Below are 18,078 nucleotides of genomic sequence, written 5' to 3' on the forward strand. Positions count from 1 at the left end.
CCTCCTAAATCTAGTCTTCTCTATTATCGATAAAAGCGCCTTGTAAAGCGATTATTTTGCTCATTGCCGTATTTTTTTATCAAGCGAGTCCAAATAACATCAGGACACCCGTCATTAGCGGCATACTTATCAAAAAGCTAATAGAAGAAACGAACCCTACTGCTTCTTCCTCCATCCCAGCAATCACGGAATTAATGACACCGAACAAGGGAATCGGAGCAAACACTAACAAACAAAGAACTGGCTTTAATAAAACTGGGATTGGTAAAACATAGAAAGCCGCAAATAGCACGAAGGCCAGTCCGTAGCGCAAGCTTAAAATTTTGATTACCGTTGGCGTAGTGTGCTTCGGTAAGCGGAAATCCAAAAATAAGCCAATCATAAACATGGACAAAAACGTATTTGCGATCCCGATTGGTTGGACAAGCGCCAATGCCGCCTCAGGGATCCTCCAATCCGCACTGCGGATAATCAGCATCACTAGATAAATGGTAAATGTTGGCGAGCGCAGGAGATTCAAAAAGATTTTCCCTGGTTCAAATGTCGTCCGCTTTCCAATCAAGAATTCGATAAAAATCGTCGTTCCCCCTGCCAACATGATACTGTTCCCCATATCAAACAGCGAAATCAGCGGAATCCCTAAAGGATAAAAGCTTTGGGCAAAAGGAATCGCAAAATTGCCGATATTAAAACCTGACCCGCAGTACATCGCAAACTGCTGCAAGGTACTTGATTCGTTTTTGGTCAAGAAAAATGCGAAGAGGATTTGGACGATCGTAATGATCAACGCGATCACGATCAAACTAAGGGCACTGACTTTTACTTGCATTGTAGCTAAATTCAATATGATTGCTGCCGGTAATGTTACATTCAAAATAATTTTGGATAAGATCGAGCCATCGGCTTTCGAAAGGACTTTCAGTTGCTTAAGAAAATATCCTAAGAAAATCATGGCAAATAAGCCGGCGGCATTCAACACTATGTTTCCCATTCCAACAAAAACCCTTCCTCTACAAAAATTTGAAAAAAGCGAACCAACAGGGCGGTTCGCTTTTTGCGATTAAAATGTTAGTAAGAAATATTTTTTCTTGCCACGACGAATCACGACGTATTTCCCACCGATCCGATCACTTGCTTGGATCTCGTACGTTAGGTCTTGGACGCGTTCCCCATTGATGTAGATCGCCCCATTTTGTACGTCTTCTCTTGCTTGACGTTTTGATGGTTCGATTTTAGCAGTTGTCAATACTTCAACGATGTTCAAAGAATCATCAGTTGTTACCTGGTGGCTAGGAACCCCTTTAAAGCCTTGTTCGATCTCTTCAGCGTTCAACTCTTTGATGTTACCACTGAATAAACTTGCTGAGATGCGTACAGCTTGTTCATATGCCTCTGCCCCATGAACCAATGTAGTGACTTCTTTTGCCAAAGCTTTTTGCGCTGCTCGAGATTCTGGTGCAGCGTTAAATTCTGCTTCGATTGCAGCGATCTCTTCTAATGATAAGAAGGTGAAATATTTCAAGAATTTAACTGCATCACGATCATCGGTATTGATCCAGAATTGGTAGAACTCGTAAGGTGTCGTTTTCTTGGCATCCAGCCAAACGGCATTGCCTTCTGTTTTCCCAAATTTAGTTCCGTCTGCTTTTGTGATCAATGGCATAGTCAACCCAAACCCTTGGACTTCCCGTTCACGACGCAATAATTCGATTCCAGAGGTGATATTCCCCCATTGATCGCTACCGCCTAATTGCAACAAGCAACCGTGGTTGTCGTAAAGGTTCAAAAAGTCATAGGCTTGTAAAAGCTGGTATGCAAATTCGGTGTAGGAAATTCCTGTTTCGATCCGACGTTTGACACTTTCTTTGCTCATCATGTAGTTGATGGTAAAGTTTTTCCCAGTGTCCCGTAAGAAATCGATCAGTTTCAATTCCCCTAACCATTCATAGTTATTGGCAATGATGGCAGGATTTTCTTGGTCATCAAAATCAATAAAGCGAGATAATTGGCTCTTGATACTTTGTGACCATTCCAAAACGGTATCTAATGTGTTTAATTGACGTTCTTGATCTTTAAAGGATGGGTCACCGATCATTCCTGTACCACCACCAACTAATGCGATCGGCACATGTCCGTTTTGTTGGAAACGGCGCAACATCAAAATAGGCAATAAATGACCAATATGCAGGCTATCTGCGGTAGGATCAAAGCCGATATATAGTTTCACAGACTCTTCATTTAATTGTTTGGTCAAGGCTGCTTCGTCTGTGGTCTGATGAACTAATCCGCGTTGCTTTAGTTCTTCAAAAAAGTCTGTACTCATTCTTTCTCCTCCTAATAATTGCTTCATTGTTCATCTTAACTGAAAAAGAGGGCAATGAAAAGTCTTTCTCTCAAAGTCCTTTACCAAAAAAGAAACTTTTAGGCAAATCCTTTCGTTTTCCTTTGTTTTCACTGATCAGATCCAACCGTGAAAAGGAATTTCCTGATCCTCTTCTTGAGATAACGGATAGGGTGCTACCCAAGCGTCTTGTTTTTTGCTATAATTACACGGAATCTATTCTAATTTATTGAGGTGACTCTTTTTGTCCCAGAAAACGAAAAAACAAAAGAATACAGAAAACAAAAATAGAGGCTGGTTCTATTTCAACATCAGTCTAAGGGTTTTACATGCCTTATTCTTAGTCGCTATTTCTTTGCTGGTGCTTGGCGGCTCTTTAGCCTTAGGGATCGGTGCCGGCTACTTTGCTTTTCTTGTGGAAGATACCGCAGCTCCTTCTAAAGAAGAGTTGCAGAAAGAACTGACCGACATCACAGAGACTTCTCAACTCGCATACTCAGATGGCAGTAAAATCGCAACGATTCGCTCAGACCTGATGCGAACGTCGGTTAATTCCGATCAAATTTCGGACTACTTGAAAAAAGCAATCATCGCAACCGAAGACGAATATTTTAATATTCACAATGGCGTCGTACCAAAAGCGGTCGTGCGAGCATTATTATCTGAAGCGACAGGTTTTGGCGGCAGCGGGGGTTCCACTTTGACCCAACAGCTGGTAAAACAACAAATCCTTTCCAGTGAAACGACCTTCAAACGCAAAGCCAACGAGATCTTATTAGCCATGGAAGTAGAGAAGTTTTTTGATAAAGACGAGATCGTCACTATGTATCTAAACATCTCTCCTTTTGGTCGGAACAATAAAGGGCAAAATATCGCAGGTGTGCAAGAAGCGGCGCAAGGAATTTTCGGCGTTAATGCAGCTGACCTAACTTTACCACAAGCAGCCTTCATTGCAGGACTGCCACAAAGTCCGATCGTCTACAGCCCTTATACAAATACGGGTGAGATAAAGGAGAACCTGACTGCGGGCTTAGAACGGAAAGACTTTGTCCTCTTCAGTATGTATCGCAACCACGATATTACGAAAGAAGAATACGAAGAAGCACTTAATTATGACTTAAAACAAGACTTCAAAAAACAAGAAGCTATCGAACAAACGGATCAAAGCTTCCTTTATTACACTGTGTTAAATGAAGCAAAAGATATTATTGCCAAACAACTGGCAGATGAAGATGATGTCAGTGATGAAGAATATGCCAAAGACGAAACCTATCAAAAATACTTCGAATTGGCGCAACAAAAACTCGTTAATGGTGGCTATACCGTCACATCAACGATCGATAAAGACATTTATAATGCGATGCAAGATGCCGTTGATAAATACGGCTCTATGTTAGACAATTGGGGCGACGCCACCATCGAAGTCGGCAATGTTATGATGGATAATGCCACTGGGAAAGTCTTAGGCTTTATTGGTGGTCGTAACTATGCTGAAAATCAATTCAATCATGCCTTTGATGCCAAACGTCAAGCAGGATCAAGTATCAAACCAATGCTGGTTTATGGTCCGGCCATCGAAAGTGGTTTGATGGGCTCAGAATCGATGGTTTCTGACTATGCCGCAAAATGGCGGACGGGAGAAAACGCTGGTGAGTCAATCGTCAATGCCACAAACCGCGGAACCAATACCTTCATGTCGATTCGCGAATCACTAGAAGTTTCCAGCAATATCGCAGCGACAAATATTTTCCAAGATCTTTGGGAAAAAGAAGGCGATCATTTTTACGCCTACACAAATTATTTAAGCAAAATGGGCTATCCGGAAGATAATAGCTGGGCATATGAATCAGCGCCATTAGGAGTTACGGATGTCACAGTGTTGAATCAAACGAATGGCTTCCAAACATTTGCCAATAATGGTGTCTATCAGCAAGGCTACATCATCGAATCCATCAAAGATAATGAAGGCGAAGTGCTTTATCAGCATGAAGCCAAACCAGTACAGGTCTTTTCTGAAGCGACGGCTTCTATCATGACCGACATGATGCGCAGTGTCATCGATGAGCAAAAAACCAGTACCTTTAAATCGGTTATCAGTGGATTAGATTGGAATCTCGGGAATGCCGATTGGGTCGGTAAAACTGGTTCCACCAATAACTGGTCAGACTCTTGGCTAGTCGTTTCCACCCCATCGATCACTATCAGCAGCTGGTCAGGACGGGATGACAACAAAGCTACTGATAGTGCTGCAGGAACTCGGACAGCCAATTACATGGCTTACTTAATCAATCGGATCTATCAAACAAATCAAGAAGTTTTTGGTGTGGATCAGAAGTTTGAGCTTTCAAATGACGTGAAAAAAGTCAAAGTTTCCAAATTTACAGGGACCCAACCAGGAGGCACCGTGCGGGTCGATAATCGAACCTACACGAATCCAAGCGATACCGTCAACTCATATTGGGCCACTGGCGGACCGGATACGGTCGACTTTAAGTTTGGGATCGGCGGTTCGGACGCTAATTACGCTGACTATTGGAAAAAAGCATCGTCTAGCCGTTCAACCAATCGCTCTTCAAATACATCGTCTAATAATACTTCAAACAATGCCACGCCTACAGCAAATGATGATGATGACGATGAACAAGACAATGACCAAGCAAATACAACGAATAATGATGACTGATCAGCCTTGTGCTGATCAGTTTTTTTATGCAAAAAAAGTGTGGGTAAAAAATCCGTAGATTTTCTACCCACACGAACGATCGTAAAAGTAAAAAGCGGAACAACGTAGTGTTGTTCCACTTGTAAAGGTTCCGTGAATCGCTGCTTATTTCGTAGAGCTTTTTTCTGAAATACCGTAAGGCAAGATGATCGTTTTTTGTTCTACATCTTCTTTGTTCATCATTTTTGTCAATAGACGCATCGCAACGGCACCCATATCATACAATGGTTGGGTAACACTTGATAAGCGTGGACGAGCGGCTTCAGCCAATAATGAATTGTTGCTGGTAATGATCTCGAAATCTTCAGGAACTTTAACACCTTTGTCTAACAAACCATCTAAGACGCCGATCGCTAACTCATCATCTGTAACATAAGCTGCTGTTGCACCACTGTTGATGATGCGATCAACTAATGCTAAGCCTTCTTTAAAGCTGTATGGTGATTCAAAGATCAACCCTTCAGAATAGTCAAGGTTGTTTTCTTTCAAGGCTTCTTTGTAGCCTTTCAAGCGGTTTTGGCCATTGATTGGATCGATCAAAGCACCGCTAACAAAAGCGATTTTTTGATTGTTTTTCGCCAATAATGAAACAGCATCTTTGGCAGCTGCTGTGTAATCGATATTGACACTTCCTACTTGTTCATCAGGATCGATCGAACCAGCTAAAACGACTGGTGTTTTTGAGCGAGAGAATTCCCCGCGAATTTCATCCGTGATGCGATGACCCATGAAGATAACGCCGTCCACTTGTTTCGCTAACAAGTTGTTCAATACGTTGACTTCTTTCATTGTATCGCCATCAGAGTTGGCTAAGATGATATTGTATTTATACATGGTCGCTACATCATCGATCCCACGAGCAAGTGATGAAAAGAACATATTGCTGACATCAGGAATGATGACACCTACAGTTGTGGTCTTTTTACTTGCTAACCCTCGAGCAACTGCGTTTGGCCGATAATCCAAGCGGTCGATCACTTCCAGCACTTTCTTACGAGTTGCTGGTTTTACATTTGGATTTCCGTTGACTACCCGTGAAACAGTTGCCATCGATACATTCGCTTCCCGTGCAACATCATAAATCGTAATTGTTTGTTTTTCCATGATATATCTCCCTTATTCTATTTTCAGAAAATCTTATTTACATTTCTTTGTTAGAATAGCAAATTTTTTCCGGATTTGCAACCGTTTTAATTTTGTTTTCATGAAAACTTAGCAATTTCCTACTTTCCCCGCCCCTATTCTCTTCCAAAGCATGATAAAATAGAAAAAGAATACTTGAAAGAAGGTTTTTTCAAATGAATGAGAAAAAAATCAATGAGTTAAATGGCTGGTTGAAAACCAATGGCGCCGATGTTGCTTATATTTCTAATCCAGCAACCATCGCTTATTTTTCCGGTTTTAAAAGTGAGCCTCATGAGCGGGTCCTTGCTCTGTTTGTCGCTCCTGGAAAAGATCCCTTTCTTTTTACACCAGCTCTGGAAGTAGAAGAAGCAAAAAATAGCGGTTGGCCCTTTGACATTATCGGCTATCTCGATAGTGAAGACCCTTGGGCGAAAATCTGTCAGGAATTGACCTCTCGTTACCAAGTTTCTTCCTTGGCACTAGAAAAAAATGACCTTTCCGTCGAGCGCTATGAAGCATTGAAACGGTTTTTGCCACAGACCGATTTTTCTTTAGATGTGACTCCGGTCATTCAAAAAATGCAGTTAACCAAAACGGCTGCTGAAATTGACACCTTACTAGAAGCTGGCAACTGGGCAGATGTTGCTTTTGAGATTGGGTTTGCTGCCATCAAAGAAGGCGTTAGCGAAATGGCAATCGTGGCAGAAATTGAGTACGAGTTGAAAAAGCGTGGGGTCTCCCATATGTCCTTCGATACGACCGTATTAGCTGGTGCCAATGCAGCAAGTCCTCATGGCGTACCTGGCGACCGCAAAGTGACTGCCAATGAACTCGTCTTGTTTGACCTAGGGGTCGTTTGGAAAGGATATTGCAGTGATGCAACCAGAACGGTTGCCTATAAAGAACCGACTGCATTACAAAGAAAAATTTATGACATCGTTCTTGAAGCTGAACTAGCAGCGCAAGCAGCGGTCAAACCTGGGATTACCGCTGGAGAATTAGACAAGATTGCTCGTGATGTGATTACTGGCTATGGCTACGGCGACTACTTCAACCATCGTCTAGGTCACGGCATCGGGACCACGGTTCATGAGTTCCCCTCTTTGATCACTGGCAATGATTTAGTGATCGAAGAAGGCATGTGCTTCTCTATCGAACCGGGCATTTATTTACCAGATCAGGTCGGTGTCCGCATTGAAGACTGTGTGTATGTCACTGCAGATGGCTGTGTACCTTTTACCAAGACAGCAAAAGAATTATTGATCTTATCTTGATTTTCCTAATGAAACGGCGCAACATGTTGGCATTACATGAAAAGGAGTGTTCTTATGAGTAAAAAAGTGTTGGTTTTAGGCGGCACGCGTTTTTTCGGTAAATATTTGGTCAAATCACTAATTGATCAAGGATTGGACGTGACGATCGCTACCCGAGGGAACACGAAAGATTCCTTTGGCGATCAAGTCAACAGAATCATCTTCGATCGCACCGACGAAGAAAGTATCAAAACGGCATTAACAAAAGAAACCTATGGGGTCATTTACGACAATATTGCTTATACTTCCAACGACATTGAGATTCTACTGCGTCATGTCACACCGAAGCGCTATATCGTTACTAGCTCAATGTCTGCGTACCATGAATTACACTTCGATTTGATTGAAGCGGATTTTGACCCTGCTAAAGAACCCTTCAGACTGGTCAGCTCTGAGGAAGTCGATTATGCACAAGGCAAGCGAACCGTGGAAGAAATCCTGACCCAAAAATACAGTCAGATCCCCTCCGTTTTTGTCCGCTTTCCTTATGTGATTGGTGCAGATGACTACACAAAACGTTTTACCTTTTACATTGACCATCTGATAAAGCAAAAGCCAATGGCTGTCGATAATCTAACGCATCAAATGGGCTTTGTGGATGCCCAAGAAGCTGGTAAATTTTTAGCGTTTCTAGGTACTAGCTCATTCACCGGACCCATCAATGGTGCGTCAAAAGGTACGATCTCTTTAGAAGAAGTACTGCAATACGTATCGAAAAAAACCGGTCTTTCCCCGCTCTTTTCAGAAACAGGCGATCAAGGCCCTTACAATGGTACACCTGCTTATTCGATCAATGTGGCGCTCGCTGAAGAAATTGGTTTTTCATTCAGTCAACTGCAGGATTGGATCTACCAACTTTGCGATTGGGAAATCGCCCAAGCATCAAACGAATAACTACTGAAATCACAAAAAAACGTTCGCCGATTTAACTGGCGAACGTTTTTATCTTTTAAAGCAATCAAGTTTTATCCTTACTTATGCTTCTGGGTTGTTTTTTTCTAATGTGTCTTTTAATTCTTCTTTCGCATCTTCCAAGTCAGCTTTGGCTTCTTTTGTTTCTGCTTTCGCTGTTTTTTTGGCATCATCTGCTGCTTTTCCAGCTTCTTTTTTCAAATCAGCTGCTGCTGCTTGACCATCTTTTTTGGCTTCTTCGACAACAGGTTTCGCTTCTTCTGCCCCTTCTTTGACAGTTTTTTTCATATCTGCTGCAGAAGATTTTGCATCAATGATGATATCTTGGACTGTATCATCTGCATCTTCTTTGGCATCTTTGGCTGTTTCTTTTACATCGCTCGCCGATTTTTTGAAGCGTTCTGATAGATCCCCTGCTTGTTTCTTTAATTCTTCAATAGTTTCTTCTGAAGAACCAGCTGCTGTTTCTTTTAAGTCATCAACTTTCGCTGTTAAAGAACCGGTAAAATCAGATGCTTGCTCGCTTAATTTTGCTGCTTTATCTTTAGCAATATCAACAAGATCCGTACTTCTTTCTTTGGCTAAATCACCGTAATCAGATGCTTTATCTAATAAATCGTCTGCTTGTTTTGCTAATTTATTTCTTAATGTTTTACCAGATTCTGGCGCCAACAAAAGTGCTGCTGCTGCTGCCGCTGTTCCTCCGATGATTGCTCCTAATAAAAATCCGCCTTTTTTACTCATTGAAAGTCCTCCTTTTATTTTTGGTTATTTTTGTCTTTGAAAAATTTCATGGCTGTTTGACCGACTTTTCCAGCTACCGTTGCTTTGGCAGTCGTCCGGCCAAGACTACCCACACGCGTAATTAAATTTTTTCCAGAAACATTTAATTCTGAAACACTGGTACTTAGATCTGCGACTGCTGTGAACAAAGGATCGATGGTTGCGACTTTTCCGTTCACATCTTGTAAAAGCTCATTCGTTTTTACCAATAGACCTTCAACCTCTTTTGAAAGAATATCAACATCTTTGGTAATGACACGGATGGTTGTGTTTGCCTCTTCAACCGTTTTGTCCACTTTGGTCATTGTCTTGCTGACTTGCATCAACAAACGAACGACGAAAATAACCAGTACGACAAATGCGATCGCAGCAATTAATGCAGCTAGTTCTCCTCCTGACATAGAATGGCTCCTTTCCCCATTTACTTATATTAAGAATAGCATTTCACTGCACTTTCTACAAATAAAAGACTGCATTTTTAAGAAAATTATCCGCTTTCAACAGGAAATAATAAAAAAACAAAGCAATTTCATCAGAAATTGCCTTGTTTAGGAGTTTGTGTTATTTTTTTGACGCTTTCGGTGCTTCTTTGACTTCTTTTTGAGCTGGAGCTAGTTCTTTTCCTAACTCAATCAAATACTCTTTCAAGTTGTCTTTGACTTCAGGGTGCACTAAACCATATTCAATACTTGTTTTTAAGAAACCGAATTTGTCTCCTACATCGTAACGTTTGCCGGTAAATTGATGGGCAAAGACGCGTTGGGTTTTGTTTAATGTGTCGATGGCATCCGTCAATTGGATCTCGCCGCCAGCACCTGGTTCTTGATTGGCTAAAATATCAAAAATTTCAGGGGTCAGCAAGTAGCGGCCAATAATCGCTAAATCACTTGGCGCATTTTCTGGCGCTGGTTTTTCAACAAAGTTTTTGACATTGAACAAGCCTTTTTCAACTTCCATACCAGGATCAATGATTCCGTATTTTGATGTATCTTCATGAGGAACATCCATAACAGCGATCGTTGAGGCATGCGTTTTTTCATAATTATCGATCAGCTGTTTGGTCAATGGTACTTGATCTTCCATCAAGTCATCACCTAGCATGACCACAAATGGTTCGTTGCCAACAAACGCACGGGCTTGTAAAACCGCATGACCTAGTCCTTTCGGATGGGACTGACGAATGAAATGAAGATTTACGTCCGTTGTTTCTTCCACTAATTTTAAAAGCTCTGTCTTGCCTTTTTCTTTTAGATTCATCTCTAATTCTAAATTGGCATCGAAATGGTCTTCGATCGGACGCTTTGCTTTCCCTGTTACGATCAAAATATCTTCGATTCCTGATTGTAAAGCTTCTTCCACGATAAACTGGATCGTTGGTTTGTCAACGATCGGCAACATTTCCTTTGCCATTGCCTTTGTAGCTGGTAAAAATCGGGTACCTAGACCGGCTGCTGGGATAACTGCTTTTTTGACATTCATGTGACTCGCTCCTTTAATCATAATGATTGATCTACCGTAAATTCGTTTTCTTCTTTGCCGTCTCGCAGCATAATATCTTTCGCTGCTTGCTTGATGTCTTTGCCTTCATACAAGACCGAATAAATCGTTTCTGTGATTGGCATTTCCACCGACAAAGCTTCTGCTAATTCGCGAGCAGCTTTAGTGGTTGAAACTCCTTCAACGATCATCCCCATATTGTCTAACACTTCATCTAAGCTATGGCCTTTTCCTAATAGATTTCCGGCACGCCAATTCCGCGAGTGGACACTGGTACACGTAACGATCAAATCGCCAACCCCACTCAATCCGATAAAGGTTAAAGGATTGGCACCCATTGCCACACCAAGACGACTGATTTCTGCTAACCCACGGGTCATGATCGCAGCCTTCGCATCATCCCCAAAGCCCAGTCCAGCAATCGCACCGGCACCAATAGCGATGATGTTTTTCAAAGCGGCACCAGTTTCGACACCGATCACATCGTTATTGGTATAGATTCTAAAGTAATCATTCATAAACAGCTCTTGTACATTTTTAGCAGCCGTTTCATTTTCTGAAGCTGCCGTGATCGTGGTGATATCATGGACAGCGACTTCTTCAGCATGTGATGGTCCTGACAGGACAACGATTTCTTGGCGTTTATCAGCTGGGATCTCTTCAGCAAGTACTTCTGAGATTCGTTTATGGCTGCCTTGTTCTAATCCTTTTGAGGCATGGATGATAACTGGTTTGCCGATTGTCTTTTCAGCGAACTCTTGTGCCACGGCACGAATCGCTTTGGTTGGTACCACAAACAAGACAGCATCTGCTCCTTGGATCGCCTCTTCTAGATTTTTGCAGCCTAAGATATTTTCAGGTAATTTCAAATCAGGCAAATAATGCCGATTGGTATGATACGTATTGATTTCATCGATTTGGGCGGGATTGTTCCCCCAAATAGTCACTTCATGTCCATTTTCGGACAAGACTTGTGCCAAAGCAGTCCCCCATGATCCGGGACCTAATACGGCGATTTTCTGTTTCACTATGGAAACCTCCTCTATCCTTTTCGCAAATTCATGCACTTTATCATTTTACCATAATTTCAATAAAATAACTGTTTAGATAATCGTTTGGTTTTTGCCAAAGCTACGGTTGTAGTCTTTTAAGGTTTGGTTTTTCCGGCGCCAGATCAATAGTCCGATCGCTCCAAAGAATAATAAAGCGGAAAGTGCTTGTGACACACGGATATCCCCAAATAAGTATAAACTATCGGTGCGCATTCCTTCAATAAAGAAGCGTCCGAATCCATACCAAATCAAGTAGCTTAAGAAGACTTCGCCTTCTTTTAATAACCCAGTTTTCTTACGCAAGAAGATCAAAACGATAAATCCAATCACGTTCCAAACCGATTCATAAAGAAAGGTCGGCTGCCGATACGCTTCATCGATATACATATTATCGATAATAAATTTCGGTATATACAAACTTTCTAAGAAGGAGCGGCTGACTTCTGCTCCAAATGCTTCATGGTTCATAAAATTACCCCAACGCCCGATCCCTTGTGCCAATAAAACACTTGGTGCGGCGATGTCTAAAAAGGTCCAGGGAGAAATAAAATTTCGTTGGCAGAAAAAGTACAGCCAGATCCCCCCGGCGATCAGAGCGCCGTAGATGGCGATCCCACCAGAGCGAATATTGAAAATTTGACTTGGGTCATCAATGTAGTATTGCAAGTCAAATAGAATATAATAAAGCCGCGCACCAATGATCGATACTGGCAATCCAATCAACATAAAATCAGTCACATCATCTGGCTTGAGCCCGACACGAACCGCTTCTCTCGTACTTAACCACATAGCAATGATCACGCCTGATACGATAATGATCGCATACCAATAAATCGGCAAACCAAATAGTTCAAATGCGACTCGATTTACTAAACCTAACATCTATCTTATCCTCTCTAGTTTCCAGAATTTTCTTCGATCAATTGCGTCAATCGATTTTCAAAGGTCTTCGTTGCATCGTAGCCCATCGTTTTCGCTCGGAAATTCATGGCAGCAACTTCGATAATAATCGCAACATTTCGACCCGTTTTTACCGGGATTTTGATTTGTGGTACATCGACGCCACCAATTTCAACCGTCGTATCATCGGTTCCTAGTCGATCATACTTTTTGTCTTTCGCCCAAGCTTCTAAATACACCGCTACTTGAACCTGCATATATCCTCGTACGGCACTGGCACCAAAAAGATTCATGACATCGATGATCCCGATTCCGCGGATCTCGATCAAGTGCTGCAAGATTTTCGGCGGTTCCCCTACCAAAGTCAATTCATCTTGCTTATACACGTCCACCCGATCGTCAGCGATCAACCGATGCCCACGTTTGATCAACTCTAATGCTGTTTCGCTTTTCCCAATTCCGCTATCGCCTTGGATCAAAACGCCTAAGCCATAGACATCCACTAATACCCCATGAACACTGGTTCTTGTTGCTAAACGCCCATCGAGAAAACTGGAAAGCTCTCCTTGCAGACGTGACGTTGAGATGGGCGAACGTAGAATCGTGATCTCATGTTCTTTGCAGGCTTGAATCATTTCTGCTGGCACTTCCAAGCCGCGAGAAACGATAAATCCCGGTGTATCATCGGCACACATTTTGCGCATCACCATCAAGCGTTCTTCTGGCATCATTCGTTCCGCAAAGGTGATCTCTTTGCTGCCGAATAATTGCAGACGATCATGGGAATAGTAATTAAAATAACCCGTCAATTCCAAACCAGGTCGGGAAATATCGCCGGTAATGATTTCTCTTTCTAAACTGTTTTCAGTTCCTTCCACTATCTCTAAATTTAAAGCCTCCGCCAGCTCGCTGACTTTGACGGTTTCTGCCATAGGTTTTCCCTCTTTTCTCAATGATTCTTGTCGCTGCTTCTTGTAAACGACACTCTGGTTCTATTTTATCATTCTATCAGTAAAGTTACTACCTTCGCCAATAGAAGTCCTCATTCTTTTTCGTTTGTGTTATTATTTTACTAAGGAGGGATTTTTAATGAAATTTTCAGCATACACGTATCAACGCCCTGATTTTCCAGTCTATCAAGAAACATTCAAAAAAGCCTTAGCAAACCTTCAGTCAGCCGATACCTTCTCGGAGGCGAAGCAAGCACTTGATGCTTTGAACGAACTAAGAGGAACGATCGATACTGCAATGAACTTGGCTTCGATCCGCTATTCGATCGATACCAACGATGCCTTTTATGAAGCAGAAGATACTTTTTGGAATGAATACCAGCCTCATTTTGAAGCTCTGGATTTTCAATTCTATCAAGCACTCCTGGCTTCACCGGTCTTAGATGAATTAAAAGCCGAATATCCAGAAACACTTTTCTTGTTTGCCGAAAGCCGCGTGAAGCTTTTTGATGAGGCCTTGATCGAATTGTTTCAAAAAGAAAACCAATTGGCTTCCGATTACAGCAAATTGGTCGCTTCTGCGCAAATCGACTTCCAAGGAGAAACCTATACCCTCGCACAACTGCGACCATTTACCGAAAATAAAGATCGCGGCGTTCGAAAAGAAGCGTTTGAAAAACAAACGGCTTTCTTCACGGAAAATGAAGACCGTTTTGACCAAATTTATGACGAGATGGTCAAGGTTCGTACCGAGATCGCCCACAAGCTCGGCTTTGAAAATTACGTCGCCTTTGCGGATACCCAAATGAATCGTTGGGACTATGATCGTTCAATGATTGAGACCTATCGTCGGGAAATTTTAGAAAAAGTCGTCCCAATCACCCAAAAACTGTACCAAAGACAGGCACAGCGTAATCAATTGGCACAAGCAACTTTTACCGACTTGCCGCTTGTTTATCCTAGTGGCAACGCAGAGCCTAAAGGAACACCTGAAGAACTAGTGGAAAAAGCCCGTGTGATGTATCAGGAACTATCCCCTGAAACTGGCGAATTTTTTGACTTTATGGTCGAACATGACTTGCTTGATCTCCTCAGCAAAAAAGGCAAACAATCTGGCGGCTACTGTACCTTTATCCAAGACTATCAATCGCCATTTATCTTTGCCAACTTTAACGGCACTTCGGGTGATGTCGATGTTTTGACTCACGAAGCTGGCCACGCCTTTCAAGCCTTTCGTTCTCGTTGGATCAAAGAACCGGAAATTCTCTTTCCCAATTATGAATCTTGCGAGATCCATTCAATGTCGATGGAGTTTATCGCTTGGCCATGGATGGACGCCTTTTTCGAAGAAGAAACAGAAAAATATAAATTTGCGCATCTTGCTAGTAGCCTGCAATTTCTGCCTTATGGCGTTTTAGTGGATCACTTCCAACAGGACGTTTATGAGCATCCCGAATGGTCACCAGCGCAGCGCAAAGCCCGTTGGCGGGAATTAGAACGCCAATATTGTCCTGAGCGGGATTATTCAGAATATCCAGACCTTGATCGTGGCTTGTATTGGTTTAGACAGGGGCATATTTTTGAATCACCTTTCTATTATATCGATTATACATTGGCGCAAGTGTGTGCGTTCCAATTTTGGTATCGATTCATCGTGGCAAAAGACGAAACCGCTTGGCAAGATTATTTGGCCATCTGCGAAGTCGGCGGCACGAAAACATTCCTTGAGATCCTGGCTCTTGCTCATTTGCGTTCACCTTTTGAAAAAGGAGCGCTTGATGAAACGTTACAGGCAGTAGATACGTACCTGGCAGCCATCAAAGAAGAACAGTTAAACTAAAAAAAGACGTTTCCGTTTCTCCACTAGCTTCTTAGTTAGTGGAGAAAACGTGAAACGTCTTTTTAACGTGAATATTTTTCGATATGGTGTTCGGTCACGATCATATTGATTACTGACATGATCAACGCCACTAAGAGCGCAGCCCCAAACGAGGAGAAGCCGAAGTTGGCTGACCCAACAAAATACGAAGTCAAATTCAGCATGAGCGCATTGATCACAAAAGTGAAGAAACCAAGCGTCAGTAAAGTCAATGGAAATGAAATGACGATCAGAATTGGTTTAATCAAAGCATTCAGGATCGACAGTACGAAACTGGCGATCACTGCAGTCATAATGCTTTGAACGTGGATCATATTTGGTAATAGAACCGCCAATGTGACAAACGTCAGTGTATTCATGATAAGCCGTTGAAAATAAGACACTAGAAGTCACTCCAGTCCTCATCCTCCACCTTTTCCGCTTCTTTACGGGGACGATTTGCTTCATTGTATTTGTTTTGTTTGTAGTAGTGATTGTCGTGGCCATATCCTGAGGTGCTCTTGCGTCCTGAAGGAATCAAGACCGCCATGATGATATATAAAGTGATTCCAGGAAACGCAGCAGTCACTAAAGATAGAAAGACATAGATCACGCGAACGATGGTTGGATCAATTCGCAAGTATTCTGCCAGCCCCCCTAGAGTACCTGTAATGACAACGTTGTTGGCTGATTTTGTTAATTTTTTGTTCATTTATCTACACCTTCCTTCTTTTCTTTAATGAGTGTAAACCCAGCGATTCTTATTTGTCTGTATCTTTGATAAAGACATTTCCTGTTGTTGTGGATAGATCGATTTGAGCGACTTTATCGGCAACCCGACGGAATTGCAATAGTTGGTTTAGGCGTTCTTTTTTCTCACGCACAACTTCCATCTCGCTTAAACGATTGTTGATGCTACCTAAACTTGCTTTGGCGATCCCTTCAAAACCGATTCCTGTCGGTAATGCTACTTTGACATTCCCATTTACAGAACTGGCGTTTAATTTTTGGACCGTTTCTTCTTTATAGGTCACACGGATATTACCGTTAACTAAAGAAATGCCGGTATTTTGTGGCGTTGCTGTCAACGTAACGTCGCCGTTCACCGTTTCGATGATGGCATCTAAAATCTCACCCTCTTGAACAGTGATCGTTCCATTCACGCCTTCAATCTCTAACATCGATGCATTTACTTTGCGGAAATCGATATTGCCGTTTGTTGATTTTGTATAGACATCTTTTGCATCTAATTCATTGAATGTAACATTGCCGTTCAATAGTTTTACTGCCACATGATCATAGGTGCGTTTTGGCAAGTAGAAAACGAGATCGGCACGAATGCGTTTGTTGGGAATTTGGAAAGAGATGCGTTCATCATCAACATTGATTTGGCTTCTTGCTTCAAAAGCATCGAAAGGCTCCGCCGCATCCATTTTACCATATAGTTTGATTTTGGCATCTACTTTTACACCTGGTTCATCCCATAATTGGAAGGAAACATTGCCGTTTGCTAATTTCACATCGATCAATGTCGCTGCCGTTTCGTCATAGCTGAATGTGTGCTCAAATTTTGTCGCTGCAACACCGGGAACTTTTAAGTTGATGTCTTTCCATTCCATGTTGTCATTGACTGACTCTGTCACTGCCCGAACCGTTTTCTTCAAGAAATGTCCGAAGTGTGTGCTGGCATCGACCATTTTTTCACTTACTTGATTGATAGTATCGGTCGCTTGTTCTTTCCAATCTTCTGGAATATCTAATTTTTGAGAGATTTTCTCTTTCGTTTGAGACCATTGGTCTTTACGAATATTTTTTAGTTTAGCTTCCAATTCTGCTTTTTCTTCGGTTAAACCATCTAAGGTTTCTTCTAAGCCAGTAATGGTCGCTTCTGTTTCATGACGTGTTGCCAATTCATCTTCTGACAATTGATCCAATTCTTCTTTGGTGTTCAATTGCATCAGTGTTTCTTGTGCTTCTTTTAATTCTTCTTTGACACCAAGAATTTCAGCATTGATTTCATCCAACTCAGCAGATGCTTGGTTGGCTTCTGTTGCTAAACCATCGAGAATCTTTTCAAGATTTTCTTTGTCTTGCGCTTCGTTTTGACGAAGCTTTTCTTCGCCGTCAAACGTGAACATCTCATCGTTATTTTCAGTATCATCAAATGGGCTTGTCGCATTCTTATCCGCGGTTACCTCAGCAGCAGCTTTGTTAATTTGTTTTTCGTCTTTGGCTTTTGCCATACCTTCTAGTAAATCTAAGGCTTCTTCTGTAGAAAGCACACCTTTTTTTACTAGATCCAATATACGTTCTCTTTCGTTCATGGAAATTGCCTCCTTCAGCAAATGTGTGATTGCAAGTTTAGCTTACGAACCTATTATGCCTTGTTTTTGCGAAAGTGTCATAGGTCTTAAGTACCAAGTTTTTCTCAATCTGCAGATTGGCAAGTAGAACCGGCACTTTTTCTTGATTACTTTAGGCACAAAACGATCTTCCTTATCTTAACAGTACCACGAAAAACCATTGGAAACAAAAGTTTCAGCTAGTAACAACTCTGAGGAATAAAACTGCTACTGTGAAGGATTTTCGAGGTCATTCACAACCGTTTTTTCCGCTGTTGGCTGC

At 41.9% G+C, this 18,078-nt stretch carries 16 protein-coding genes; 4 read left to right on the top strand and 12 right to left on the bottom strand.

Translation table 11 applies throughout. The annotated features are described in order from the left end of the window. Window positions 1–79: 79 nt before the first annotated feature. Window positions 80–991 carry an AEC family transporter gene (locus IGI78_RS09710; RefSeq protein WP_077454312.1) on the bottom strand — a complete coding sequence of 304 codons (912 nt, stop codon included), beginning with the start codon at window positions 989–991 and terminating at the stop codon, window positions 80–82. 69 nt (window positions 992–1,060) lie between these two features. Next, entirely contained in the window at window positions 1,061–2,323 is a 1,263-nt protein-coding gene (gene tyrS / locus IGI78_RS09715; protein ID WP_077454313.1) for a tyrosine--tRNA ligase, read from the bottom strand. A gap of 262 nt (window positions 2,324–2,585) precedes the next feature. On the opposite strand from tyrS, the gene IGI78_RS09720 reads away from it, so the two are divergent. Continuing rightward, the gene (locus tag IGI78_RS09720; RefSeq protein WP_077454314.1) at window positions 2,586–5,024 is read left to right on the top strand and encodes a transglycosylase domain-containing protein; all 2,439 of its coding nucleotides are present in this window, start codon (window positions 2,586–2,588) and stop codon (window positions 5,022–5,024) included. 144 nt (window positions 5,025–5,168) lie between these two features. Here IGI78_RS09720 and ccpA read toward each other — a convergent pair whose 3' ends face one another. Then, entirely contained in the window at window positions 5,169–6,167 is a 999-nt protein-coding gene (gene ccpA, locus IGI78_RS09725) for a catabolite control protein A (RefSeq protein ID WP_077454315.1), read from the bottom strand. A 194-nt stretch (window positions 6,168–6,361) separates the two neighbouring features. Here ccpA and IGI78_RS09730 point away from each other — a divergent pair, with 194 nt between their 5' ends. Both IGI78_RS09730 and IGI78_RS09735 read left to right on the top strand, forming a co-directional pair. Next, window positions 6,362–7,462: a M24 family metallopeptidase gene (locus IGI78_RS09730; protein ID WP_430617971.1), complete on the top strand. Its 1,101-nt coding sequence runs from the start codon at window positions 6,362–6,364 to the stop codon at window positions 7,460–7,462. Between the two features lie 54 nt (window positions 7,463–7,516). Beyond that, window positions 7,517–8,395, top strand: coding sequence for an NAD-dependent epimerase/dehydratase family protein (locus IGI78_RS09735; RefSeq protein WP_430617972.1), 879 nt, complete (start codon window positions 7,517–7,519; stop codon window positions 8,393–8,395). An 81-nt stretch (window positions 8,396–8,476) separates the two neighbouring features. Here the strand turns inward: IGI78_RS09735 and IGI78_RS09740 are convergent, their stop codons facing one another. The 6 genes from IGI78_RS09740 to hprK all read right to left on the bottom strand — a co-directional run bounded on the left by IGI78_RS09740 (window position 8,477) and on the right by hprK (window position 13,577). After that, window positions 8,477–9,157 carry a YtxH domain-containing protein gene (locus IGI78_RS09740; RefSeq protein WP_081118075.1) on the bottom strand — a complete coding sequence of 227 codons (681 nt, stop codon included), beginning with the start codon at window positions 9,155–9,157 and terminating at the stop codon, window positions 8,477–8,479. 14 nt (window positions 9,158–9,171) lie between these two features. Next, entirely contained in the window at window positions 9,172–9,597 is a 426-nt protein-coding gene (locus IGI78_RS09745) for a DUF948 domain-containing protein (RefSeq protein ID WP_005235398.1), read from the bottom strand. Between the two features lie 160 nt (window positions 9,598–9,757). Continuing rightward, complete coding sequence (gene galU, locus IGI78_RS09750; RefSeq protein WP_074931604.1) at window positions 9,758–10,675, bottom strand: UTP--glucose-1-phosphate uridylyltransferase GalU; 918 nt, start codon at window positions 10,673–10,675, stop codon at window positions 9,758–9,760. Window positions 10,676–10,692: 17 nt separating this feature from the next. Then, window positions 10,693–11,721: an NAD(P)H-dependent glycerol-3-phosphate dehydrogenase gene (locus IGI78_RS09755; RefSeq protein ID WP_430617973.1), complete on the bottom strand. Its 1,029-nt coding sequence runs from the start codon at window positions 11,719–11,721 to the stop codon at window positions 10,693–10,695. A gap of 75 nt (window positions 11,722–11,796) precedes the next feature. Beyond that, complete coding sequence (gene lgt, locus IGI78_RS09760) at window positions 11,797–12,627, bottom strand: prolipoprotein diacylglyceryl transferase (RefSeq protein ID WP_005235390.1); 831 nt, start codon at window positions 12,625–12,627, stop codon at window positions 11,797–11,799. A 14-nt stretch (window positions 12,628–12,641) separates the two neighbouring features. Beyond that, a complete protein-coding gene (hprK, locus tag IGI78_RS09765) occupies window positions 12,642–13,577 on the bottom strand; it encodes an HPr(Ser) kinase/phosphatase (protein ID WP_005235388.1) in 936 nt (311 codons plus the stop codon). A gap of 157 nt (window positions 13,578–13,734) precedes the next feature. On the opposite strand from hprK, the gene IGI78_RS09770 reads away from it, so the two are divergent. Continuing rightward, complete coding sequence (locus IGI78_RS09770; RefSeq protein ID WP_430617974.1) at window positions 13,735–15,435, top strand: M3 family oligoendopeptidase; 1,701 nt, start codon at window positions 13,735–13,737, stop codon at window positions 15,433–15,435. A gap of 62 nt (window positions 15,436–15,497) precedes the next feature. Here IGI78_RS09770 and IGI78_RS09775 read toward each other — a convergent pair whose 3' ends face one another. Genes IGI78_RS09775 through liaX form a run of 3 tightly spaced genes read right to left on the bottom strand, consistent with a single transcriptional unit; the run spans window position 15,498 to window position 17,777 of the window. Further along, window positions 15,498–15,857 carry a phage holin family protein gene (locus IGI78_RS09775; RefSeq protein WP_005225788.1) on the bottom strand — a complete coding sequence of 120 codons (360 nt, stop codon included), beginning with the start codon at window positions 15,855–15,857 and terminating at the stop codon, window positions 15,498–15,500. After that, on the bottom strand, window positions 15,857–16,165 hold the full coding sequence (locus tag IGI78_RS09780; protein ID WP_010748006.1) for a PspC domain-containing protein: 309 nt from the start codon (window positions 16,163–16,165) through the stop codon (window positions 15,857–15,859). Before IGI78_RS09780 ends, IGI78_RS09775 begins: the two co-directional genes overlap by 1 nt. Before the next feature lie 49 nt (window positions 16,166–16,214). Next, window positions 16,215–17,777 carry a daptomycin-sensing surface protein LiaX gene (gene liaX / locus IGI78_RS09785; RefSeq protein ID WP_430617975.1) on the bottom strand — a complete coding sequence of 521 codons (1,563 nt, stop codon included), beginning with the start codon at window positions 17,775–17,777 and terminating at the stop codon, window positions 16,215–16,217. Between the last annotated feature and the right edge of the window lie 301 nt (window positions 17,778–18,078).

The sequence above is a fragment of the Enterococcus sp. DIV1767 genome, from assembly GCF_050542585.1.
Taxonomy (GTDB): domain Bacteria; phylum Bacillota; class Bacilli; order Lactobacillales; family Enterococcaceae; genus Enterococcus_D; species Enterococcus_D innesii.